This is a genomic window from Streptomyces sp. WMMB303 (assembly GCF_029351045.1).
Taxonomy (GTDB): domain Bacteria; phylum Actinomycetota; class Actinomycetes; order Streptomycetales; family Streptomycetaceae; genus Streptomyces.
This window is the reverse complement of record NZ_JARKIN010000001.1, coordinates 5,814,379-5,836,397: the sequence shown is the minus strand read 5'-3', so window position 1 is coordinate 5,836,397 and position 22,019 is coordinate 5,814,379. Positions and strand designations below refer to the sequence as shown.

19 protein-coding genes are annotated in these 22,019 nt (G+C 72.3%); 9 read left to right on the top strand and 10 right to left on the bottom strand.

Annotation, left to right across the window (positions count from 1 at the left end; translation table 11 throughout):
- The first annotated feature begins 46 nt into the window (after window positions 1-46).
- Complete coding sequence (locus tag P2424_RS25330) at window positions 47-1,390, top strand: MFS transporter (RefSeq protein ID WP_276478019.1); 1,344 nt, start codon at window positions 47-49, stop codon at window positions 1,388-1,390.
- A gap of 14 nt (window positions 1,391-1,404) precedes the next feature.
- Entirely contained in the window at window positions 1,405-2,067 is a 663-nt protein-coding gene (locus P2424_RS25325; RefSeq protein WP_276478018.1) for a helix-turn-helix domain-containing protein, read from the top strand.
- Window positions 2,068-2,186: 119 nt separating this feature from the next.
- Here P2424_RS25325 and P2424_RS25320 read toward each other — a convergent pair whose 3' ends face one another.
- Complete coding sequence (locus P2424_RS25320) at window positions 2,187-2,585, bottom strand: hypothetical protein (RefSeq protein WP_276478017.1); 399 nt, start codon at window positions 2,583-2,585, stop codon at window positions 2,187-2,189.
- Window positions 2,586-2,881: 296 nt separating this feature from the next.
- The gene (locus P2424_RS25315) at window positions 2,882-3,451 is read right to left on the bottom strand and encodes a hypothetical protein (RefSeq protein WP_276478016.1); all 570 of its coding nucleotides are present in this window, start codon (window positions 3,449-3,451) and stop codon (window positions 2,882-2,884) included.
- A gap of 391 nt (window positions 3,452-3,842) precedes the next feature.
- Here P2424_RS25315 and P2424_RS25310 point away from each other — a divergent pair, with 391 nt between their 5' ends.
- From P2424_RS25310 to P2424_RS25295, 4 genes are all read left to right on the top strand, one after another.
- On the top strand, window positions 3,843-4,595 hold the full coding sequence (locus P2424_RS25310) for a GntR family transcriptional regulator (RefSeq protein ID WP_276478015.1): 753 nt from the start codon (window positions 3,843-3,845) through the stop codon (window positions 4,593-4,595).
- 143 nt (window positions 4,596-4,738) lie between these two features.
- Window positions 4,739-4,954: an SPOR domain-containing protein gene (locus P2424_RS25305; protein ID WP_276478014.1), complete on the top strand. Its 216-nt coding sequence runs from the start codon at window positions 4,739-4,741 to the stop codon at window positions 4,952-4,954.
- A 192-nt stretch (window positions 4,955-5,146) separates the two neighbouring features.
- The gene (locus P2424_RS25300) at window positions 5,147-7,732 is read left to right on the top strand and encodes a SpoIIE family protein phosphatase (RefSeq protein ID WP_276478013.1); all 2,586 of its coding nucleotides are present in this window, start codon (window positions 5,147-5,149) and stop codon (window positions 7,730-7,732) included.
- 253 nt (window positions 7,733-7,985) lie between these two features.
- Entirely contained in the window at window positions 7,986-10,088 is a 2,103-nt protein-coding gene (locus P2424_RS25295) for a SpoIIE family protein phosphatase (protein ID WP_276479123.1), read from the top strand.
- A 139-nt stretch (window positions 10,089-10,227) separates the two neighbouring features.
- Here the strand turns inward: P2424_RS25295 and P2424_RS25290 are convergent, their stop codons facing one another.
- Together P2424_RS25290 and P2424_RS25285 are read right to left on the bottom strand one after the other, a co-directional pair.
- Window positions 10,228-10,914 (bottom strand): response regulator transcription factor, encoded by a 687-nt coding sequence (locus P2424_RS25290; RefSeq protein ID WP_276478012.1) that lies wholly within the window; start codon window positions 10,912-10,914, stop codon window positions 10,228-10,230.
- Window positions 10,911-12,290, bottom strand: coding sequence for a histidine kinase (locus P2424_RS25285; RefSeq protein WP_276478011.1), 1,380 nt, complete (start codon window positions 12,288-12,290; stop codon window positions 10,911-10,913). The genes P2424_RS25290 and P2424_RS25285 overlap by 4 nt, the downstream gene beginning before the upstream one ends.
- Window positions 12,291-12,456: 166 nt before the next feature.
- Here P2424_RS25285 and P2424_RS25280 point away from each other — a divergent pair, with 166 nt between their 5' ends.
- The 3 genes from P2424_RS25280 to P2424_RS25270 all read left to right on the top strand — a co-directional run bounded on the left by P2424_RS25280 (window position 12,457) and on the right by P2424_RS25270 (window position 15,334).
- Window positions 12,457-13,401, top strand: a complete 945-nt coding sequence (locus tag P2424_RS25280; RefSeq protein WP_276478010.1) for an ATP-binding cassette domain-containing protein — start codon at window positions 12,457-12,459, stop codon at window positions 13,399-13,401.
- Window positions 13,402-13,501: 100 nt separating this feature from the next.
- Entirely contained in the window at window positions 13,502-14,293 is a 792-nt protein-coding gene (locus P2424_RS25275) for an ABC transporter permease (RefSeq protein ID WP_276478009.1), read from the top strand.
- Between the two features lie 261 nt (window positions 14,294-14,554).
- Window positions 14,555-15,334: a phosphatase PAP2 family protein gene (locus P2424_RS25270; RefSeq protein ID WP_276478008.1), complete on the top strand. Its 780-nt coding sequence runs from the start codon at window positions 14,555-14,557 to the stop codon at window positions 15,332-15,334.
- Window positions 15,335-15,431: 97 nt separating this feature from the next.
- On the opposite strand, the gene P2424_RS25265 is transcribed toward P2424_RS25270, so the two are convergent.
- From P2424_RS25265 to P2424_RS25240, 6 genes are all read right to left on the bottom strand, one after another.
- Window positions 15,432-16,157 (bottom strand): response regulator transcription factor, encoded by a 726-nt coding sequence (locus P2424_RS25265; RefSeq protein WP_276478007.1) that lies wholly within the window; start codon window positions 16,155-16,157, stop codon window positions 15,432-15,434.
- Window positions 16,158-16,170: 13 nt separating this feature from the next.
- Entirely contained in the window at window positions 16,171-17,601 is a 1,431-nt protein-coding gene (locus P2424_RS25260) for a histidine kinase (protein WP_276478006.1), read from the bottom strand.
- A gap of 83 nt (window positions 17,602-17,684) precedes the next feature.
- Window positions 17,685-18,473, bottom strand: a complete 789-nt coding sequence (locus tag P2424_RS25255; RefSeq protein ID WP_276478005.1) for a succinate dehydrogenase/fumarate reductase iron-sulfur subunit — start codon at window positions 18,471-18,473, stop codon at window positions 17,685-17,687.
- Window positions 18,470-20,455: a fumarate reductase/succinate dehydrogenase flavoprotein subunit gene (locus tag P2424_RS25250; protein ID WP_276478004.1), complete on the bottom strand. Its 1,986-nt coding sequence runs from the start codon at window positions 20,453-20,455 to the stop codon at window positions 18,470-18,472. The genes P2424_RS25255 and P2424_RS25250 overlap by 4 nt, the downstream gene beginning before the upstream one ends.
- 16 nt (window positions 20,456-20,471) lie before the next feature.
- Entirely contained in the window at window positions 20,472-21,254 is a 783-nt protein-coding gene (locus P2424_RS25245; RefSeq protein WP_276478003.1) for a hypothetical protein, read from the bottom strand.
- A gap of 151 nt (window positions 21,255-21,405) precedes the next feature.
- A complete protein-coding gene (locus P2424_RS25240) occupies window positions 21,406-21,693 on the bottom strand; it encodes a hypothetical protein (RefSeq protein ID WP_276478002.1) in 288 nt (95 codons plus the stop codon).
- Window positions 21,694-22,019 lie beyond the last annotated feature (326 nt).

Here is a 22,019-nt window from a genome sequence, read left to right as displayed (position 1 = left end):
AAAGAAGTATTTGACGGTTGGCCTCCGGGTGCCGCACACTCACCCCGTGGCCTTCCCCTCCTCCCACCCCGACCGCGAAGTACTCCGCTCAGTCCTGCGTCACCGCGCCTTCCGCGCGCTCACGCTGGGCCGGTCCCTGACCTTCTTCGGCAACTCCATGGCGCCCGTCGTCCTCGCCTTCGCGGTGCTGGACCTCGGCGGTTCCGCGGTGGACGTGGGACTCGTCGTCGGCGCCCGGTCCGTCAGCAGCGTGCTGCTGCTGCTCTTCGGCGGACTGCTGGCCGACCGGCTGCCCCGGGCGCTGGTGCTCCAGGGCGCCGCCGCGTCCGCCGCGCTGGTGCAGACCGGTGTGGGGCTGGCCGTACTGGCCGACCGGGCGCCGATCGGCGTGCTGCTGGTCCTCAGCGTGGTGCAGGGTGCCGTGGCGGCCGTCTCCGTACCGGCGTCCGCCGCGCTGCTGCCCCGCACCGTGCCGCCGGGCGAACTGCGGCCCGCCAACGCGCTCTCCCGGATGGGGATCAACACGGGGATGATCGCGGGTACCTCGCTCGGCGGCATGCTGGCAGCCGTCGCCGGCCCGGGCTGGGGCATGGTGCTCGACGGCGTGGCCTTCCTGGGCGCCGCGGCTGCCTACCGCCTGGCCGGGCGCGTACTGGCCGGACGCGCCGGTGCCCCGCCGTCCGCGGCAGCCGCGGAGCCCGCCGGCCACGTGCGGGCCGTCGAGTCCGCGGCCGGTACCGAGCGGGCGCGGCCCTGGCAGGAGATGCGGCAGGGCTGGCGCGAGTTCGCCTCCCGCACCTGGGTCTGGGTGGTGGTGCTGCAGTTCTTCGTGGTGAACGCGGTCTCGGCGGGCGGTATCCAGGTGCTGGGACCGGCCGTCGCCGACGCGACCTTCGGCCGTACCGCCTGGGGCTTCGTCCTCGCCACCCAGATGGCCGGCGCGCTGGTCGGCGGGCTGCTCGTGGCGCGGTCCCGCTCGCGTCACGCGCTGCGGATCGGGGTGGCCGTGGTGGCCCTGGACGCGCTGCCGCTCCTCGCCCTCGCGGAGTCGGCCGATCTGGCCCTGCTGCTGATGGCGATGTTCGCGAACGGCATCGCGCTCGAGCAGTTCAGCGTGGCCTGGGACCTCTCGCTCCAGGAGAACGTCCCGCAGGAGACGCTGGCCCGCGTCTACTCCTACGACGCGCTGGGGTCCACCCTCGCGCTTCCGCTGGGCGAGATGGCGGCCGGGCCGCTGGCGGAACGCTTCGGTGTGCGTCCCACGCTGCTGTGCGGGGTCGGCCTCGTCCTGCTGGTGACGGCGGGCGCACTCGGCAGCAGCCAGGTGCGGGGGCTGACGGCGGGCGGGCCGGTGCCGGACGAGGGAGCTGCGGAGCGCGCGGCGGTGTGAGGCAGACTGACCGGATGCCGCACTCCCGCTCCGGCCCGACCGACTCGCCCGGCCCGCCCGACCCGACCGACGCGCAGCCCTCCCGTGCCGCTGCCGCTCCAGGCGCCGCCGCCGGTTCCGGGGCCTCCGAAGCGTCCATGGCGGATCTGCGGGTGCTGGCCCATCCGCTGCGGCTGCGACTGCTCTCCCTGCTGACCGGAGAGGCGTACAGCGCGGCGGAGGCGGCCCGGACCCTGGACCAGTCGCAGGCGAACGTCAGTTACCACCTGCGCAGGCTGCACAAGGCCGGGCTCGTGGACGCGGTGGGCGAGGTGGCCGTACGGGGCGGCACGGCCAAGCGCTACCGCCACGACCCGGACAGCGGAGACCGCCTCGGCCGCGGCATGTCGCAGGGCGTCGACGCGTATCTCGCTCTGGCCGGCGCGCTGGGCGAGGAGTTGCGGCGGCGTACGGCCCAGCGGGACACCGGGGTGCGGGGGGAGATGACCGACGCGGAGGTCTGGCTGGAGCCGGAGGTGTGGGCCGGGGTGCGCGAGCGCGCCAGAGAAGTGGGGGACGAACTGCACCGCTGTGCGCTGCCGCCCGGTACGGACGGCGCGGTGCGGGTGAGCGCGACGATGGTCCTGTTCGCGATGCGGGCGGGGGAGGGCACCCCGCCCACCGAGCCGGCCGGCTAGGTCTCGTCCGGCCGGTCGTGCGGAGCCGGCGGACGAGGCCGTGGCGCGCGGACGCACCCGGCCGGTGCGCGGGCGGGTGGCGGAATCCGCGCGTTCGGTACCGCCACCCCGCCCGCCCGTCAGCTGGTGTAGTCCTTGATCCAGTAGGAGCAGTCGATCCACCCCGGAAGGCCGCCGCTGAAGTCCTTCGCGCAGGCCTTGATCTGGACCTCGGTGTTGTGCGGGATGTTGCTGATCCTGCAGTACTCGTACCCGTTGTTCGCACCGTTGCGGTCGTCGCACCACGTGATCTCGGAGCGGCCGGGGAGCTTGATGCGGAGCACCATGCTGTAGCCGTCCGCCTTGGTGTCCGCGATCCGGAACTTGTTGTTGTCGCCGCTGTTGAACGCCCCGGTTCCGCGGCCGTTCGACGCGTCCGCGATGTGCCAGGAACCGACTGCGTTCGCCGGGGCCTGCGCCAGGGCGACACAGGCGGCGGCGCCGACCGCCACGCTCAGAGCACGCTTGATACGGGACATACGCCCCCCACTCTCCTCATTCCCAGGTTTCCCGAGCGGCGAGCCCGTCGGGTTGTCCGAAGAGGATCATGCCCCGGACAAGCCCGATTTGCCAGGGTTGCATGGGCACTTCTTTGCCGACGCGGTGTGTGCGGTATGTCGAAGAGATGAGTTCGCGGAGGCACGCATGCGAAATGCCCGGACGCGTCTATGTCTGGGGTGTTCTGCGGGTGGGCGGTGCAACCTCGCGCTCTGTACCGCAGCCCGTCGTGCGTGCGGCCCTGCCGGATCGCACCTCCGCGAACGGCCCTCCGGACTCAGCCGGGTGGCTCGTCCCCGGCCAGGAAGTCCGCCACCGGCCCGGGTGGGTTGGCGGAGCGGGTGAGGGTGAACATCGCCTCGGGGTCGAACATGTCGTAGAGGAGGACCGGTACCGGCCGTCCGAGGACGCGCACCAGGTCGCCTTGGGTGTGGAGCAGCCGGGCCAGGTCGACGCAGAGTTCGCGGAACCGGGCGTCGAGGAGTGCTCCGCGCTCGTCCTGCACATGGTCGGGGGCGTCGTCCTCGTACCAGAGGCCGTCCGCTTCGGCCTCTCGGCGGTGCAGTGCGGCGCCGTGCGCGTCGTGTTCCGTGTGGTGCCCCAGGACACGGATCCCCTCCAGGCCCGATGGGGGGAAGTAGGCGTAGTGCCAGCGGGCTTCCCAGGGGTCCGGTGCGTCCGGCTGTGCGAGCAGCCGGGCCGGCTCGTCTTCCGTGGTGCAGCCGAGTGCCAGGTAGGGGAAGCGCGGGTCCTGGTCGACGCTGTCGATGCGGAACGTGACGGCGTAGACGTCGGAGGCCGGTCTGCCGGTCAGCTCCGGCAGAGTGCTGACCGTCTGCTGCCTCATGTGCTGCCGGAACGTCATCGGGTGCGCTCTCCAGTGCGGGAGTGGTGTGTCGTCGTCGTTGCGGAGCGACTGGGGCGGCGGGTGCGGCCTTGGTGTGTGTGGGGTGCATCCGGCCCGAGTGGCCGGTGGTGCGGCAGATCATCGGCTCCGCGCACCGTACCGTTCCTCGGCCAGGGCGTCGTTCCCGTTCCCGGGGTCCGCCGACTGCCCGCCCCGCGGCGCGCTGTCGTGGGCGGGTCGGCAGGCCTGAGCAGGTGCTCATCACATCGGGTGAAACTTTGGCCGACCGTTGCGGCCAACAACACTCTGTTGTCAAGCTGTTGCTGACCGTCAGTATCGCCCGGTACCAGTCAGCTTCACTCAGCATCTGGCCGAAACGGGGAGGGCACACGTGCCATTCGGTGAGCAACCCGCGTACCTGCGCGTGGCCTCGGATCTGCGCAGCAAGATCGCGGACGGGTCCCTTCCGCCGCATACCCGTCTCCCGTCGCAGGCCCGCATCCGCGAGGAGTACGGCGTCTCGGACACGGTCGCGCTGGAGGCGCGCAAGGTGCTGATGGCGGAGGGGCTGGTCGAGGGCCGTTCCGGCTCCGGGACCTATGTGCGGGAACTGCCCGCCGCCCGCCGGGTCTCCCGCACCGGCTACCGCTCGCTGGGGGAGTGCACTCCCTTCCGCCAGGAGCAGTCCGACGAGCGGGTGCGGGGTACCTGGGAGTCGCAGAGCGAACAGGGGGACGCCTCGGCCGACATCGCCGAGCGGCTGTTCATCGAGCGCGGCGACCGGGTGATGCGCACCCGCTACGTCTTCCATGTCGGCGGCGACCCGGTGATGCTCTCCGTCTCCTGGGAGCCGCTGGCGGTGACGGGCCGGACCCCGGTGATGCTGCCCGAGGAGGGCCCGCTGGGCGGCCGGGGGGTGGTGGAGCGGATGGCGGCGATCGACCTGGTGGTGGACAACGTCACGGAGGAGGTCGCGAGCCGCCCCGGGCGGGCGGGGGAGATGGCGGCGCTGGGCGGCGTCCCCGGGCACGCGGTGCTGGTGATCGCACGGACCTACTACGCGGGGAAGCGCCCGGTGGAGACGGCGGATGTGGTGGTGCCCGCCGACCGGTTCAAGCTGGCGTACCACCTGCCGGTGAAGTAGCCGTCCCCAGCGCCTACGGTGCGGTTCTGCTGCTGAAGTGCGCCGGGGAGCCGCCGTCAACCGGACGAACGCCTGGCCGAAATGTTGACCACAATGTGCAAAGCCGAATGCGGTGAGTGAGGGCCGGGCGTAAGCTCCGGCATATGCGAAGTGCGAGCGGCGACAGTGACGCGGTGCTGCCCTGGCAGCTCATCCGCCAGGACTGCCACGGCAACCGCTACCGCGTCGGCAGCTATGCCACCCGGGCCGAGGCGCAGCATCTCGCCGAACGGCTGAGCGAACAGGCCGAGGGGTACCTGGTGGAGCACCGGGACCGGCTGGCTGCGCACCCGGAACACATGGACGGCGGTCGCGGCTGACGTCGCACCCGCCCCCTCGTCCCCTTTCCCGTCGCCCCCTCGTCCCTCTTCCCGTCGCCCAGGCGTCCCCTTTCCCGTCGCCCCGGCGTCGGACGCGGCGCTCCGCGTGTGCCCCTTCGCACCCGATGTCCGACATGTGGATAATGAGCCCACGTTGTAGGTATCCAGTTCCCGACCAGGGGCGTGGGCCGTGTGAGCACCGAACCCGCCGACGAGGCGACCTCGCTCCTGGACACCCTCCGCGTCGGTGTCGTCATGCTGGACGGGCACGGCACCGTCCTGGTCTGGAGCCCGACCACCCAGGAGATCCTGGGCTGGTCGGCCGAGGACACCGTCGGACGCTCGATCGAGGACTTCGTCGAGAGTGACGAGGCCGAGCGCCGCGCCCGCCGCAACAGCCTCGGGCGCACCGGAAGCTGGCAGGGCATCCTGCACATCCGCCACCGGGCGGGGAACGTGGTCGAGGTCGAGGGCCGCGGCTCGATGCTGCGGGACACCGAGCAGCGTCCGTTCGTGCTGGCCAGCATCATGGAGACCAGTCGGCTGCGCGCCGTCGAGCACGATCTGGCCGTGCTGGACGCCCTGTTCGCCTCCTCGCCGCTGGGCATCGCGGTCTTCGACACCGAGCGGCGCTTCGTGCGCTTCAACGACGCCCTCGTACGGCTGAACAACGCCACCCGCGGCGAGCTCATCGGCCACACCGTCGCCGACCTGCTCCCGGCCGCCATGGCCGAGGAGGTGCTGCAGATCCAGTCCAGGGTGCTGGAGACCGGGCGCTCGGTCGTGGACCTGGTGACCACCGCGCCCGACGGCAGAGGAGCCCGCTCCCTCTCCTACGCCCGGATCACCGACCGCAGCGGCACGGTGCGCGGAGTGAGCTGCACGGTCATGGACATCACCGAGCGGCTGGAGGCGCTCAACAAAGCGGAGGCGGCACGGCAGCGGCTCGCCCTGCTCGACGAGGTCGGCGTGGCACTCGGCAACCTGCTGGACGTCCACGCCATCGCGCAGGCACTCGCCGAGGTGCTGGTGCCGCGGTTCGCCGGCTACGCCGGCATCATGCTGCGCGACGAGGTCGCCGTCGGGGGAGAGTTGCCCGAATCGGTGATTCCCGTCGGCACACCACTGCGCCTGTTCGGGTTCGCCGCCCGGGAAGGCGGCGAGCGGGTGGAGCATCTGCTGCGCCTCGGCAGCGAGGTCCGGTACGAACGCGAGTCGCTGCTCGGCCGGGCACTGGACAGCGGGATGCCGCAACTCGCCGGTACACCCGAGGAGATCCTGCGCGCGACCCGGTCCGGCGACCCCCGGGTCGAGGCCACCTTCGAGCTGGGGGTGCACTCGCTGATGGCGGTGCCGTTGCGGGCGCGCGGCACCGTACTCGGGCTGCTGCTGGTGAGCCGGGCGCAGCAGGACGAGCCGTACGGGGACGACGACCGCGCGCTCGCGACGGAAGTGGCCGACCGCTCCGGCACCTTCCTGGACAACGCCCGGCTGTACGCGCGCGAGCGGGAGGGCGCGCTGATGCTCCAGCGCAGCCTGCTGCCGCAGCGCATCCCCGAGCCGCCGGGCGTCGACCTCGCCTACCGCTATGTCCCGGGCAGCAGCGGCACCGAGGTGGGCGGCGACTGGTTCGACGTCATCCCGCTGCCGGGCGGCCGGGTCGCCTTCGTGGTCGGCGACGTGATGGGGCACGGACTGCACGCGGCGGTCACGATGGGACGGCTGCGTACCGCCGTCCGCACGCTGGCGGGCCTCGACCTGCCGCCGGACGAACTGCTCGCCCGGGTCAGCACGGTGGGCGACGACCTCTCCCACGGGCCCGACGACCCCCTGATGGCCACCTGTCTGTACGCCGTCTACGAACCGGCTCCCACCTCGGCGGGCTCCCGATGCGGAGTGCTGACCATGGCCAGCGCGGGTCATGTGCCGCCGCTGCTGGTCACCCGCGAGGGTGAGAGCGGGTGCCGGGCCCGGCCCGTCGACGTGCCCTCGGGCGTCCCGCTCGGCGTCGTCGGCCCCGAACCGGACCAGGAGTACCCGCTGACCGAGACCGAGGTCGAGCAGGGGAGCACCCTGGTGCTGTACACCGACGGCCTGGTCGAGAGCAGAGGCGAGGACATCACCGAGGGCATCGACCGGGTCTGTGCGCTGCTCGCCGGTCCCGGCTCCCGCCGGTCGGCACCCGAGGACGGGTGCACCTGGAACGGCGCGGGCGCCCACGTCTCGGCGGGGCCCGTCGGTGCCACCGGCTGCGGCGGGCTGGAGAACTCCTGCGACCTGCTCATCGACTCGCTGCGCGGGCAGCACTCCGGGGCCCGGGGCCGGCCCGGCACGGGGGACGACGTCGCGCTGCTGATGGCCAGACTCGGCGGACTGCCCGGGCACACCGCCGCCTCCTGGTCCTTCACCCCCGGCAGCTACGCCGTGCGCAGGGCGCGGGAAGCCGTTCGGAAGACACTGCGCGAGTGGCGGCTCAGCGATCTGGAGGACACCTGTGTGCTGTTGGTGAGCGAACTGGTCACCAACGCCTTGCGGTACGCGCACGGTCCCGTCGGAGTACGGGTGGTACGCGACATCGGCCGCGATCCGGCCGGCCCGGCCGGATCGCTGATCGTGGAGGTGTCCGACCTGCTTCCCGAACCGCCCCGCGAGCGCATCGTCACCGAGGAGCAGGAGGGCGGCCGGGGGATCCAGATGGTGGCCAGCGAGGCCCGCCGCTGGGGCACCCGGCACGGCCCCGAAGGCAAGACGGTGTGGTTCGAACTGCCGCTGCCCTGAGTGGACCGGGACGGTGCCGGTCGCCCCGTCCGCAACAGCAGCACCGGATGCGGCTCGGGTGGCGTGGGGTGGCGCGAAACCCCGGCCCGGCTCGGTCCGTGGCCGGTGCGCACTCCTGGGGTTCGATCCGGCATTCCCTGGTTAGGAGTCAGGGGTGACTCCCGTGAACAGCGGGGGTGTGCGCGTATTGCCTCGTCGTGACAAGGAAGACTTGTGGCGATCGGGAAGAGCGGGCTCCGGATGGCTCTCCGGCCTGCCACACTTCTCGGACCGGAGGCGAGCACCGGCAGTGGAAGGGGCGGCATTGAGCGATATCCCGGTGGAGGCGGCCGGTAAGCAGGACGACGTACGTCGTGCCCTGGCCCTGCTGAACGCCGCGGGCGCGCGGATCGGCAACTCACTGGACCTGGAGACCACCGCCCGCGAACTGCTGGACGTGGCGGTGCCCCAGTTCTGCGACCTGGCCTCCGTCGACCTCTACGAGAGCGTGCTGGCCGGGGACGAACCCCGCCCCGTCGGACCGACGCCTCCCGAGGACACCGACGGCCCCGAAGGCTCCTCCGACGGACCGGAATCCGGCCGGTGCGAGGCGGCCGAGAGCCGCCTGTCCGGCGGGCTGCCCCGGCGCCGCCGGGGGCCGGTCGGCTCGCCGCGCGGAGAGCTGCGCCGGGTCGCCTTCGCCAGCGCCGTCGCCAACACCCCCTATGGATACGTGCTTCCCGACAAGGAGGCGCGGTCCGGCGAAGCCGTGATCCGCCCGCGCGGCGCCCCGCAGGGCACAGCCGCACCGGACGGCGCGGACCCGGCGGAGGGCGCCGCGGCCCGCGCCCTGGCCGACGGCACCGCGTCCGCAGCCGCGCAGCCGGGGCAGCCCGCGGAGGTGGGCTCCACGCACTGCTACGCCGAGCACTCCCCGTTCGCCACCGCACTGCGCACCGGCAGGGTGCAGAACATCCCCGGCCAGGACGGCACCGTACCGGCGCAGTTCGGCGCCGTCGTGCAGTCGACGCTCGCCGTGCCCATGGTCGCCCGGGACCGGGTGCTGGGCCTCGCGCAGTTCTCCCGGGCCAAGGGCAGCGAGCCGTTCGGCGAGCGCGACGGCGCCCTCGCCGCCGAGCTGGCGGCCCGCGCCGCCGTCTGCATCGACAACGCCCGCCTCTACCGGCGGGAGCACGAGCGCGCCCTCATCCTGCAGCGCAGCCTGCTGCCGCCAGGCGACCCGGAGGCCGCCGGGCTGGAGATCGCCTGCCGCTACCTGCCGGGCAATCCGGCGACCGAGGTCGGCGGCGACTGGTTCGACGTCATCGAACTGCCCGGACACCGCACCGCCATCGTCGTCGGCGACGTGATGGGGCGCGGGCTGCGGGCCGCGGTGGCCATGGGAGAACTCCGCACCGCCGTACGCACCCTCGCCCTCACCGACATGGAACCCGCCGAGGTGCTGGGCGCGCTGGACGAGATCGCGCGCGGTCTGGGTGATCCGCGCAAGCAGCACTCCCAGCGGGGCCAGCGGGGCAGTGACACCGACCTGTCCGAGGTCTACCTGGCCACGTGCATCTACGCCGTCTACGACCCGGTCTCCCGGCGCTGCACCTTCGCCAACGCCGGGCATCTGCCGCCCATCATGGTCGAGCCGGGCGAGCCCGCGCTGCTGCTGGAAGTGCCCAAGGGGGTGCCGCTCGGCGTGGGCGGCGAGCCGTTCGAGGAGATCGAGATCGAACTGCCGGAGGGGGCGATGCTCTCCCTCTACACCGACGGCCTGGTCGAGTCCCGGGACCATCCGCTGGACGAGGGCCTGGACCGGTTCCGCTCGGCGCTCACCGACGCCGCCGAGCCGCTGGAGGACACCGCGGACCGTGTGCTGCGCACCCTCAACGTGCACCACGGCGAGGACGACATCGCCCTCCTCGTCGCCCGAGTACAGGGGCTGGACCCCGAGCACGTCGGTGACTGGACCCTGCCGCCCGAGCCGCGGTCGGTCGCGCGGGCCCGCGACCTGATGTGTGAGCAGCTCGCCGCCTGGGACCTGGAAGCGCTCAGTGACACCGCCGAGCTGCTGGTCAGTGAACTGGTCACCAACGCGTTGCGGTACGGCGAGGGGAACATCCGGCTCCGGCTGCTGCTGGAGCGGACGCTGGTGTGCGAGGTGTGGGACGCGGGACAGGTCCAGCCGCGCAGGCGCCGGGCCCGGGACACCGACGAGGGCGGCCGGGGACTGCAACTGGTCGACCTGCTCTCCACCGGCTGGGGAAGCCGTCGGGTGCCCTCGGGCAAGGCCGTCTGGTTCCAGTTGCCCCGCCCCGAGGAAGGGGCGGCGGCGCCGGACCCGACCGAGGCGCTGCTGAACCTGTTCTGAGCGGCCTCGGCCCGGTCCACGGACATGACGGAGCGCGACATCTCATTCCGGTACGGCCGGATTCCTCGAAAGCAGGGGTGTGCGGCCGGACCCGGCCGCACACCCCTGCCGATGCCCCCGCTGCCGCCGCCTCGTGGTCTCAGCCCCGCTTCACCGGGGTGACGAGGCCGTGTTCGTAGCCGGCGATCACCAACTGGACGCGGTCCCGGGCCCCGAGCTTGTCCAACAGCCGTCCGATGTACGTCTTCACCGTCGCCATCGAGACATGGAGTTCGCCGGCGATCTCCATGTTGGTCAGGCCCTTCACCACCAGCAGCAGAACCTCGCGCTCGCGCCCCGTCAGCGGCGCAAGGCTGTCGGAGACGTCGGGCGCACCCCGTGGCAGGCGGCAGAACTCCTCGATCAAGCGGTACGTGACACTCGGCGCCAGCAACCCCTCGCCCGCGGCGACCGTACGGATGGCCCGTACCAGATCGGCCGGGGCCACATCCTTGAGCAGAAAGCCGCCGGCCCCGGCCCGCAGGGCGTCGAACACATACGAGTCCATGTCGAACATGGTCAGCACCAGCACCCGCACGCCCGTCGCGTCCGGGTGCGATCGGATCTGCCGCGTCGCCTCGATCCCGTCGAGGCCGGGCATCCGCACGTCCATCAGGACCACGTCCGGCTGCTCCTCCAGCGCCAGCCGCACCGCGGCGTCGCCGTCCTCCGCCAGCCCGACGACCCGGAGTCCCGGTTCGGCGTCCACCAGCACCCGGAAGCTCTCGCGCAACAACTTCTGGTCGTCGGCGATCAGTACCCGGACCGGTTCGGGTGGATTGCTCATCTCGGTCGTGCCGCCTTGTGCATCGTGTCCTGCCCACTCTGCTGAGCCGTCTCCCGCTCGGTGTCCTCCGGGGACGCCCGTCGTCCGCGCAGCGGGATCCGGGCTCGCACCGCGAAGCCACCGCCCGGCAGCGGAGCCGCCGTCAGTTCACCGCCGTACATCGCCACGCGCTCGCGCATGCCGAGCAGTCCGTGCCCGTGCCCCGTGGCCCGCGTCGAAGCGGCCACTGTCTCGCCGCCGGTCGGACCGGCCGCCCCCTCGCGCGTGGCACGAGCCGCTCTGGGCAGCGGGTGGTGCATGGGGCCCCGGCGCCCGTGTGTCTGCCAATTCCCGCCGTCGTCGACGATGTCGAGCAGCAACCCGTCGAGTCCGGCGACCAGGGCGACCCGGCAGTAGCAGGGCGCGGCGTGTTTGATGACGTTCGTCAGTGCCTCCTGCACCACGCGGTGCCCGGCTCGGGCTACTCCGTCCGGCAGCCTGGCCAGTCCCTCGACGCTCAGCTCGACCTCCACGCCGGACTCGGCCGCGCGCCGGACCATGGCGTGGATGTCCGCCTCGTTGCCGAGGCTGCGGTCCGGATGGCGCGGTCCTTCCTCGCCGTCGGGCCGGGTGCGCAGCAGACCCAGGATTCCGCGCATCTCCTGAAGCGCCGTACGGCTCTCCAGGTCGATCACCCGCAGCGCCTCGGCGGCTTCCTCGGGCGCCGTCGCCGCCACATGGCGCGCGACCCCCGCCTTCACCGCGATCACTCCGACGTGGTGCGCGACCACGTCGTGCAGTTCGCGCGCGATCCGCAGCCGCTCCTGGGCCACCGCGTTCTGCGCCAGCTCCCTGGCCGCTCGCTCGGCATATCCGCGCCGCTCCCGGACGGCCTGCCCCGAGGCCCAGGTCAGCCCGCACACGATGAGGCCGGACAGCCAGGCGGGAAGTCTCGCGCCGAGGGCGGCGGTCGGCGTGCCACCGGCGACGAGCAGCAGCAACGTCAGCCCGCTGCAGCCGACGACGACCCACCGCGCCACCCGGCCCGCCCGGGTGGTGGAGACGGCGACCGGGTACAGCGCGTACGCCACGGCCAGGAACGGCTCCAGGAGCACGTCCAGCACCGCCGCCGTCGCCGAAGCGGTCACGACGAGCAGCAGCACGCTGCGCGGCCACACGCGCCGCACCGCGAGCGGCAGGCTCATCGAGAGGAGCAGCGGTACCTCGAGCGCAGCGGGAGCCGGGGCCCCGCGCTGTACCGGCGACAGCATGACGTAGAGCAGGGCGAAGGCCAGCGCCGCGGCACCGTCCCATGCCACGAGCCGACGCCGGGTCGGATCGCCCTGCAACTGCCCGTGACGCTGCTCTTCCCCGCTCTTCCCGGAGTCACCGGCCACGCGCACACCGTAGCCCGGAACCCGGCTTCCGCACCTCGGACCACGGTAGGTCGGACCACGGTAGGAAGCGCGTGTCCCGGACCGGGAGGCGTCCACCCCCGGTCGCCTCCGAACTTCGGAGCCCGGTGCGATGCGCGCGGACGGTGCCCGCAGACATGCTCGGGGGGTGATTGAAGTCCAGCATCTGACCAAGTCCTACGGCCCCACGCGGGCCGTCGACGACCTGAGCTTCGTGGTCCGGCCGGGAAAGGTCACCGGATTCCTCGGCCGCAACGGCGCGGGCAAGTCGACCACACTCCGGCTGCTGCTCGGCCTCGGCGTGCCGGACGCGGGCCGGGCCCTGCTGTTCGGCAAGCCCTACCGGGAGCTGACGGATCCGCTGCTGCATGTCGGAGGACTGTTGGACGCCACATCGACCCAGCGCACCCGTAGCGCCCGGCACCACTTGCTGTGGCTGGCACGCACCCACCGGATTCCACCGTCCCGGGTGCGCGAGGTGCTCGACATGGTCGGTCTCTCCGAAGCGGCGGAACGCAGATCCGGCGGCTTCTCACTCGGTATGTCCCAACGGCTGGGCATCGCCGCCGCACTGTTGGGCGACCCGGAGGTGCTGCTGCTGGACGAGCCCGTCAACGGGCTCGATCCGGAAGGCGTGCGCTGGCTCCGGAACCTGCTCAAGGAGCGGGCCGCCGCCGGGCACACCGTGCTGCTCTCCAGCCATCTGATGAACGAGATGGCCGTCACCGCCGACCAGCTGATCATCATCGGGCACGGCAGGCTGCTTGCCGACATGAGCCTCTCGGACTTCACCGCCGAGCACTGCCGCAGTGTGGTCCGCGTCCGCAGCCACGAGCCCGGACGGCTGCGCGGGATAGTGCGGGAAGCCGGTGCGGAGGCCGAGCCGGAGAGCGGCGACACCCTGCGGGTCACGGGGATGGAGAGCCGCGACGTGGCGAAGTTGGCCCGCTCACACGGGATCGGAGTCGACGAGCTGGCGGCGGAGTCGACGTCGCTGGAAGAGGCGTTCCTCGAGATGACCGCACGCGAGCCCGGGTGCTCCGGCGGCGCAGGAGTCGCCCTGCGGGGAGGTGGCGCGCATGCCGCGCGTTGAGACCGGCTCCGCGACTCCCGGCCCCGGCCCGTCGGACCCGCCGTCCTCCGGGGCGGCCTCGGCAACGCGGGGAAGTTCCGGGGCCGAGCCCTCCTTTGGGGTGAGCGTCCAGCGGGCCGCCCGCCGCCGTGCGTTGCTCGCGGCGATCCGCGCGGAGTGGACGAAGGTCTGCACGCTCCGCTCCACACTCGCCGTGCTGGTGGCCACGTTCGTGGTCAGCACCGGCCTGGCTCTGGTCTCCGGCCTCTCGGTCGGGCGCGCACTCGACGCCGACAACGGCCGGGTGCGTCCGGATTTCAACCCGGTGGACTCCGGCTTCGACATCGTCTGGTACACCCAGTTGGGCCTCGTCGCCTTCGGGGTGCTGCTGATCACCGGCGAGTTCAGCAGCGGAATGATCCGGATGTCCCTGGCGGCCGTGCCCCGGCACGGGCTGCTGTACCTGGCGAAGGCAGCCGTATGTGTGACCGTGGCGTTGCCCCTTGCCGCGGCCACCGTTGTGCCTGCCTGGCTTCTCGACCAAGTGGCACTCGGCGCTCACGGCGCCTCACCCGGCGAGCCCGGTGTGGTGCGGGGCATGGTGCTGGGAACGGTGTATCTGACCCTGATCGCCCTGCTCGGATTCGGTGTGGCCACGGCGGTGCGCTCCACGGGGTGCGCGCTGGGGGCGATCTATGTCTTCCTGTTCGCCCTCTCCCCGCTGACCCAGGCCGTTCCGGTGCTGAAGGACGTGGCGCGCTACCTACCGGACAGGGCCGGCATCCAGGCACTGAAAGTGGGTGCCGACGCGGATCCCTCCCTCGGCCCCTGGGGCGGAATCCTCGTCGTGGCCGGCTGGACGGCGGCGGTCCTGCTCATCGGCCGGCTGAGCCTCCGGGGAAGGGAAGTGTGAGAAACCGGCGAAGAGAGAGGGCGCCGAGAAAGCCGCGGGGCTGCGGGGGTTGCGGGCAGGATCGCGCCGGGGAGCACCCGTGGCTTCCGGTTCCTCGGAACGGGCGGCCGGCTGGATTCGCCGCGGCTCGCGAGCCGGACCTCGCCGGTCGGCCCAAAGGTGTGCCACATAGCGGCGGTACGTCAACCCCGACGAACGGCCAATCGGCGGGACCACTTTCGCGCCGGGTGCCGCAGGTCGCGCGCTGCGTAGCTTGCGTGCATGTCAAGAGAACGAGGAGAGCGGCGGCATTCGGTTCTGCGCCAGCTGTACGGCGCGACAGCGGCGCTGGCGCTCGGCGCAACGGCCGTGTGGGGGCTCTGGCCGGGCGGTCTCGGCCGGGAGGGCCCCATAAGGGTCACCGGCGGCGTCTCGGCCTCCGGCTACCGGGAGCTGAGTGGGATGGCGTCGGACGGCCCCGGTTGGCTCGGAGTGCTGTTCGAAGTGGCCACGGAAGGCACTCTGGTCGCCTTGGGTCTGCTCTTGCTGTGGGTGGCGTGGAGTGGTCTGCGGGGCGCCGGTGTGCGGGACCCCCGACTGGTGGGGGCGGTGCTGACCGGGGTCGGGACCGTGGTGGCCTACGCGACCAGCGAGCTGCTGAAGCTGGTGGTGGACGAGGAGCGGCCGTGCCGGGCGCTGGCCGGGGCGCATCCGGTGGCGGAGTGCCCGCCCCCGGGCGACTGGTCGTTCCCGAGCAACCACGCCACGCTGGCTGCCGCGCTGGCGGTCGGGTTGGCTCTGGTGGTGCCCCGGCTCGCGGCGGTGACCCTGCCGGTGTCTGGAGCGGGTGCGCTGCTGCGGGTGCTGGTGGGGGTGCACTACCCGCACGATGTGCTGGCGGGCGCGCTGCTGGGCGCGGCGTGCGCGGCGGCGGCGGTCCTGGCGTGGCCCCGACGGCGCGACCCGGTCCGCCCAGCGGTGACGGGGACGCCACCCGCGGCCTCGGCCTCTGTACCTCCGGGGGCCGGCCCGGCCCCGCACGGCGGCGGAACCCGCGGCTGAGCCCACTCCTGCGCCGGCCGCGGCTGTCCTCTCCCCGCGGGTGGACGGGGCTTCCGACCCGACGCACGCCGGTCGTGGGCGCGCGGCCGGCGTGCGGCTATCCGCGCCCTCCCGGAGCGTGGCCGCCCGACGGCCCGGGATCCGGAGTGGGCGATACCAGGCCGGCCTCGTGGGCCACCACTGCCGCAGCCGCACGGTTCTCGACTCCCAGACCCGAGAGGATGGCGCTGACATGGGCCTTCACCGTGCCCTCCACCACGCGCAGGCGCCGGGCGATACGCGCGTTGGACAGTCCCGCTCCGAGGTGGGAGAGGACCTCCTGCTCCCGGCGCGTCAGGGTGTCCACCCGGGCGCGTGCCGAGCTCCGGCGCCCGGCCGATGATCCGGCGTCGGCCGCCGCCAGATGCGCGACGACGCGGGCCGCCACCTTCGGGGAGAGGTAGGCGGCACCGTCGGCCACCGCCCGTACGCCGGCGAGCAGTTCCTCCGGCTCTCCGGCCTTGACCAGAAAGCCGACGGCGCCTCCGCCGAGGGCACGCAGAATGTAGTCGTCCTCGCCGAAGGTCGTCAGGATCACCACACGGGTGCCGGGGACGAGCCGGCCGAGCGAGGCGAGCGCCTCGATCCCGTCGCCCCTGGGCATCCGGATGTCGAGCACGGCCACGTCGGGCCGGTGCCTGCACGCCAGTTCCACCGCTTCGTGGCCGTCGCCCGCCTCGGCCACGATCTCGATCCCGGGATCGGTGCCCAGGATGGTCCGTACACCGGTGCGCACCATCGGTTCGTCGTCGGCGATCAGTACCCGGATCGTGGTCGCGCTCACCGCCCCGGACTCCTCACGCACCCAGCACCTCGGCCGACACCAGCGTGTCCGAGCGGAAGCAGAGCCGGTAGACGTCGCCGGAGCGGTCGTCGAAGGGGTTCGCGGTCATCGCGTAGTACTCGCACGTGGTTCCGGCTCTCTGCGGAGGGGGCGGGGTGTGGGCGGGCCGGTGCCGGGTCTGCTCCGCCGGCAGGTACCCGGCGATCCGCTCCCGCTGCTGCCCGACCCGCAGCATGCCGAAGTCCTCGGCCGACAGTACCGCCCGCCCGGTCACCAGCGTGTCCCACCAGGCCAGTGCGCCGCCCAGCACGGCTCCCAGGGACAGACAGCCGGTCACGGCGACGAGCACCGTACGGCCCAGCCTCCGGCGGGCGTACCGCTCCTCCGGCCCGGGGCCCGCACCGACCGTGGCCGGGGCCGCCGACGGCTGCGGGGCGCGGGTGTGCGGGAGCAGGGCCCGTACGGCGAATCCGCCCTCGGGAGTCGCCCCGTGGGAGAGCGTGCCGCCCGCCAGCCGTACCCGCTCCTCGAGTCCGATCAGCCCGCATCCGCCGATGTGCTGACGGACGTCCCGACCGGTGGCCGCTGCGGGGGCCGGAGCGTTCTCCACCGTCACCCGGGTCCCGTCCTCGCCGTGGGCCACCTCGACCGTGACGTCGGCCTCGGGCGCGTGCTTGGCGACATTGGTCAGGGCTTCCTGGACGATCCGGTACGCGTCCCGGAGCGTGTACGGCGACGGGCTGTGCGCGTCGCCGTCCGGCACCTCGTCGATCCGCGCCGTGACGGCCAGCCCGGCCGCCGACGCCTCCTCGGCCAGCAGCCGGACGTCGGCCCCGGGCGCGCGAGTGGGGGTCTCGTCCGCGGTCTCCCGCAGTACACCGATGACCGTGCCGAGCCGGTCCACCGCGCTCTCGGCGCGGCTGCGGATGTCCGCGGCGGCGTCGCGGTGTGCCGCGGTCAGTCCGTCGGCCAGCTTGAGGGCTCCCGCGGAGAGGGCGAGCAGGCTGAGTTCGTGGCCGAGCGCGTCGTGCATGTCCTGTGCGATACGGGACCGCTCGCGCAGCCGGGCCTGGTCGGCGATCAGCTCACGCTCCCTGGCCAGATGGCCGGCCCGCTCCCAGCCCGCGCGGTTCAGGTCCTGGTACTGCCGCCAGAACCGGCCCGCACACCAGCAGAGCATCCCGGCGGTGAGCACCACCGCCACGAACCGGGTTCCCGCGGTCAGCCAGGAGGGGCGGGCCAGGGCCACCGCCATCCCTCCGGCGAGGGCTCCGGCCAGGTACAGGGCCGGGACACGAGCGCTGCCCGGGCGCCGTCCGGCCAGGAAGGCGCACCCGGCGGCCAGGCCGGTCCACCAGGGGCCGGCGAGCACCCCCAGCAGCGCCGAGAGCCCGGCGGCGACAAGGAGGGCGTGGGTCGAGGTCCACTCACGTGCATCCGTCAACGGTGCTGACGGTAGGGGCGCCGGGTGGCCGGTGGTACTGCCGAAAGTCGTAGCTCCACCGGCCGCCCCGAAACGCTCGCCTCTCAGTTCGTCCGGCGGCGGATCTTGTTGCCCAGCCAGACCAGCGGGTCGTACTTGCGGTCGGCGGCGCGCTCCTTGAGCGGGATCAGCGCATTGTCGGTGATCTTGATGTGCTCGGGGCAGACCTCGGTGCAGCACTTGGTGATGTTGCAGTAGCCGAGCCCGTGGTCGTCCTGCGCCGCGGTCTTGCGGTCCAGGCCGGTGTCCTCTGCGGCGTCCAGTGGGTGCATGTCCAACTCGGCGACCCGCATCAGGAAGCGCGGCCCGGCGAAGGCCGGCTTGTTCTCCTCATGGTCGCGCACCACATGGCAGGTGTCCTGGCACAGGAAGCACTCGATGCACTTGCGGAACTCCTGCGAGCGCCCGACGTCCTCCTGCTGCATCCGGTACTCGCCGGGGCCCAGGTCCTGCGGCGGCACGAAGGAGGGCACCTGCCGCGCCTTCTCGTAGTTGAAGCCGACGTCGGTGACCAGGTCCCGCACCACCGGGAAGGCCCGCAGCGGGGTCACCGTGATGGTCTCGGCGCGGTCGAAGACCGACATGCGGGTCATGCACAGCAGCCGGGGTCGCCCGTTGATCTCCGCGCTGCACGAACCGCACTTGCCGGCCTTGCAGTTCCAGCGGACCGCGAGATCCGGGGCCTGGGTCGCCTGGAGGCGGTGGATGATGTCGAGGACGACCTCGCCCTCGTTCACCTCGACGGTGAAGTCCTCCAGGCCGCCGCCGTCCACATCGCCGCGCCAGACCTTGAAGTGCGCGTCGTAACTCGTCGTGTCCGGTGCGGTAGTCACTCGCTCGTCAGCTCCTCGTCGGTCAGATACTTGATCAACTCCTCCTTCTCGAACAGCTCAAGGAGGTCCTTGCGGATCGGCGGCATCTCGCGGCGCCGCAGCGCGATCCGCCCGGCGCGGCCGGTCTCCGCCTCGGCCACCGCACCCGTCTCCGCGCCGGGCACCGGAGGCTCCGGCGCGGCAGCGGCGAGGGTGCAGACGAGATTGGCGCGGCGCCACTCGCGGTCCATCTCGGGATGGTCGTCGCGGGTGTGCCCGCCGCGCGACTCGGTACGGTTCAGCGCGGCGCGGGCCACACACTCGCTCACCAGCAGCATGTTGCGCAGGTCGAGCGCCAGGTGCCAGCCGGGATTGAACTGCCGGTGCCCCTCCACCTTCGCCCGGCGGGCCCGCTCGCGCAGTTCGGCCAGCCGCTCCAGCGCCTCGGACATCTCCTCCTCGCGGCGGATGATGCCGACCAGCTCGTTCATGGACCGCTGCAGGTCCTGGTGGACCGTGTACGGGTTCTCGGCCGCCGCCGGCTCCTGCGCGCGCTCCTCCTCCGACGCCGAGCCGACGCCGAAGGGCCGCAGCGCCTCGGCCGCGGCCGCGTCGATCTGCGCGTCGCCGACCCGCGGGCGCTCCTCGGCATGCCCGCGCGCGTACTCCGCGGCGTGCAGCCCGGCCCGGCGGCCGAAGACCAGCAGGTCGGAGAGGGAGTTGCCGCCCAGCCGGTTGGAACCGTGCATCCCGCCGGCCACCTCTCCGGCCGCGAACAGCCCCGGCACGCCCCGGGCCGCCGCGGTGTCCGAGTCGACGTCCACGCCGCCCATCACGTAGTGGCAGGTCGGGCCGACCTCCATCGGCTCGGCCGTGATGTCGACGTCGGCCAGCTCGCGGAACTGGTGGTGCATGGAGGGCAGCCGTCGCTTGATCGTCTCGGCGGGCATCCGGGTGGAGACGTCCAGGAAGACCCCGCCGTGCGGCGAGCCGCGTCCCGCCTTGACCTCCGCGTTGATGGCCCGTGCCACCTCGTCGCGGGGCAGCAGCTCGGGCGGGCGGCGGTTGCTGTCCGGGTCCTCGTACCAGCCGTCGGCCTCCTGCTCGGACTCGGCGTATTTCTCCTTGAAGACGTCCGGGACGTAGTCGAACATGAACCGCTTGCCCTCGGAGTTGCGCAGCACTCCGCCGTCGCCGCGCACCGACTCGGTGACCAGGATGCCCTTCACCGACGGCGGCCAGACCATCCCCGTGGGGTGGAACTGCACGAACTCCATGTTGATCAGCGAGGCGCCGGCCAGCAGCGCCAGCGCGTGCCCGTCCCCGGTGTACTCCCAGGAGTTGGAGGTCACCTTGAACGACTTGCCGATGCCCCCGGTCGCCAGCACGACGGCGGGCGCATCGAGGACGAAGAACCGGCCGCTCTCCCGCTCGTAGCAGAAGACCCCGGAGACCCGGTCGTCCTCCTTGAGGACCTGGGTGACGGTGCACTCCTGGAAGACCTTGATCCGGGCCTCGTAGTCGCCGCTCTCCTTGAAGTCCTCCTGCTGGAGCGAGACGACCTTCTGCTGGAGCGTGCGGATCAGCTCCAGGCCCGTGCGGTCGCCGACGTGGGCCAGCCGCGGGTACTCGTGCCCGCCGAAGTTGCGCTGCGAGATCCGGCCGTCCGGCGTGCGGTCGAACAGCGCGCCCCACGTCTCCAGCTCCCACACCCTCTCGGGTGCCTCGCGGGCGTGCAGTTCGGCCATCCGCCACTGATTCAGGAACTTGCCGCCGCGCATGGTGTCGCGGAAGTGCACCTGCCAGTTGTCGCCCTCGTTGACGTTGCCCATGCTGGCGGCGATGCCGCCCTCGGCCATCACGGTGTGGGCCTTGCCGAAGAGCGATTTGCAGATCACCGCGGTACGCAGCCCCTGCTCCCGGGCCTCGATCGCGGCCCGCAGTCCGGCGCCCCCCGCGCCGACGATGACGACGTCCCATTGCTGACGTTCGACGTGTGCCATGTCGCTGGTATCCCTCTCAGAAGAGCCGCGGGTCGGTGAAGGTGCCGGTGGCGAGCAGGTAGACGTAGAAGTCCGCCAGCGCCACGCTGAGCAACGAGGCCCAGGCGAGCAGCATGTGCCGCTCGTTGAGCTTTCCGACCCAGCCCCACATCCGGTAGCGCACCGGATGCTTGGAGAAGTGCCGCAGCCTGCCGCCGATGATGTGCCGGCAGGAGTGGCAGGAGAGGGTGTACGCCCAGATCAGCAGGATGTTGACGAGGAAGACCAGCGTGCCCAGGCCCATGTGGCCCCACTCGTACTCCTCGTTGCGGAAGCCGAGCACGGTGTCCCAGGTGAGGATCCCCGCGACCAGCAGCGCCGCGTAGAAGAAGTAGCGGTGGACGTTCTGCAGGATCAGCGGGAAGCGGGTCTCGCCGGTGTACTTCTTGTGCGGTTCGGCGACGGCGCAGGCCGGGGGAGAGGCCCAGAAGCCGCGGTAGTACGCCTTGCGGTAGTAGTAGCAGGTGAGCCGGAAGCCCAACGGGAAGATCAGGATGAGCAGCGCGGGGGAGAGCCCCCACCACTCCCCGAAAAGGCCCCAGTTGGGCCCGCCCTTCATCGTCGAGCAGTTGTCCGCCAGACAGGGCGAGTAGAACGGCGAGACATACGGTGCGTGGTAATAGTCGGCGTTCGCGAACGCGCGCCACGTCGAGTAGACGACGAACGCCAGCAGCCCGAGCGCGGTGGCGGCGGGTGCGAGCCACCACCGGTCCGTGCGCAGGTGCGGTGCGTCGATGTCGGCGCGGGTGCTGGTACGCACGCCGGTGGATCCCGGGTCCGCGGTAGGGCGGGACCCGGCGTCGGGTCGGGGTTCGGTGCCAGTGGCCAACGGTTTCTCCGGTTGAGACGGCTGGGGTCAGGGCAGGCCCGGGCAGCAAGGGCGTGCCTTCAACGACTCGCTGTCCAACGAGTCACGGTGCGTGCCGGTCGCGCGCTCCGAGCCCCTCGTCGTCGACATCCGTCCACAGGCCCGGGTCGTAGGGCTGGTCGGGGATGGTCACCATCTCCGCGGGCGGCTCGGCCCTCGGTGGCGGAGCGGTGGCTCTCAGCAGGGAGAGCGACTCCTTGAGGTGTTCGGTGTCGCTGCGTACCCGCCTGATCTCCAGGCCGGTGCCGACGTGTTCCTCCAGTCGGCCCACGCAGCGCGCGAGATCGTCCAGGCAGCGCTGAGCGGCTGTCAGTTCATCGTGCAGAGACATGACTTGCCCACCTCCGCGGTGGTGGCGGCTGGCGCGGTCCATGCGCGTGGCGAGTGTTGCGCGTCACACTCCCGCTTGTGAAGGGTGCGGTACGCCTTTCCGCCGTACGGGCCACCCGGGCGGCTCCCGGGGCCCGCGGCAGCCGGTTCCGGGGCGCCGGTGGGACCGCTGGTTGCGAGGCCCTGGCCGGGGCCTCGGTTCCGGGCGGTGTTCCGGGGGCGTCGCCCCGGCTCCCTCGAATGCCCGTACGGGATCGCCGCGCGAGTCAGCCTGTCCGAGTGACCACGGGGCGCCGGGGAGGGGCTGCGCGCTCCTCGCGTGCCGCT

Coding starts and splice junctions, on each gene's coding strand:
- P2424_RS25320 (WP_276478017.1), bottom strand. CDS start 2,585: ATGTCCCGTATCAAGCGTGCTCTGAGCGTGGCGGTCGGCGCCGCCGCC.
- P2424_RS25250 (WP_276478004.1), bottom strand. CDS start 20,455: ATGGCACACGTCGAACGTCAGCAATGGGACGTCGTCATCGTCGGCGCG.
- P2424_RS25315 (WP_276478016.1), bottom strand. CDS start 3,451: ATGAGGCAGCAGACGGTCAGCACTCTGCCGGAGCTGACCGGCAGACCG.
- P2424_RS25240 (WP_276478002.1), bottom strand. CDS start 21,693: ATGTCTCTGCACGATGAACTGACAGCCGCTCAGCGCTGCCTGGACGAT.
- P2424_RS25290 (WP_276478012.1), bottom strand. CDS start 10,914: ATGAGCAATCCACCCGAACCGGTCCGGGTACTGATCGCCGACGACCAG.
- P2424_RS25305 (WP_276478014.1), top strand. CDS start 4,739: ATGCGAAGTGCGAGCGGCGACAGTGACGCGGTGCTGCCCTGGCAGCTC.
- P2424_RS25270 (WP_276478008.1), top strand. CDS start 14,555: ATGTCAAGAGAACGAGGAGAGCGGCGGCATTCGGTTCTGCGCCAGCTG.
- P2424_RS25325 (WP_276478018.1), top strand. CDS start 1,405: ATGCCGCACTCCCGCTCCGGCCCGACCGACTCGCCCGGCCCGCCCGAC.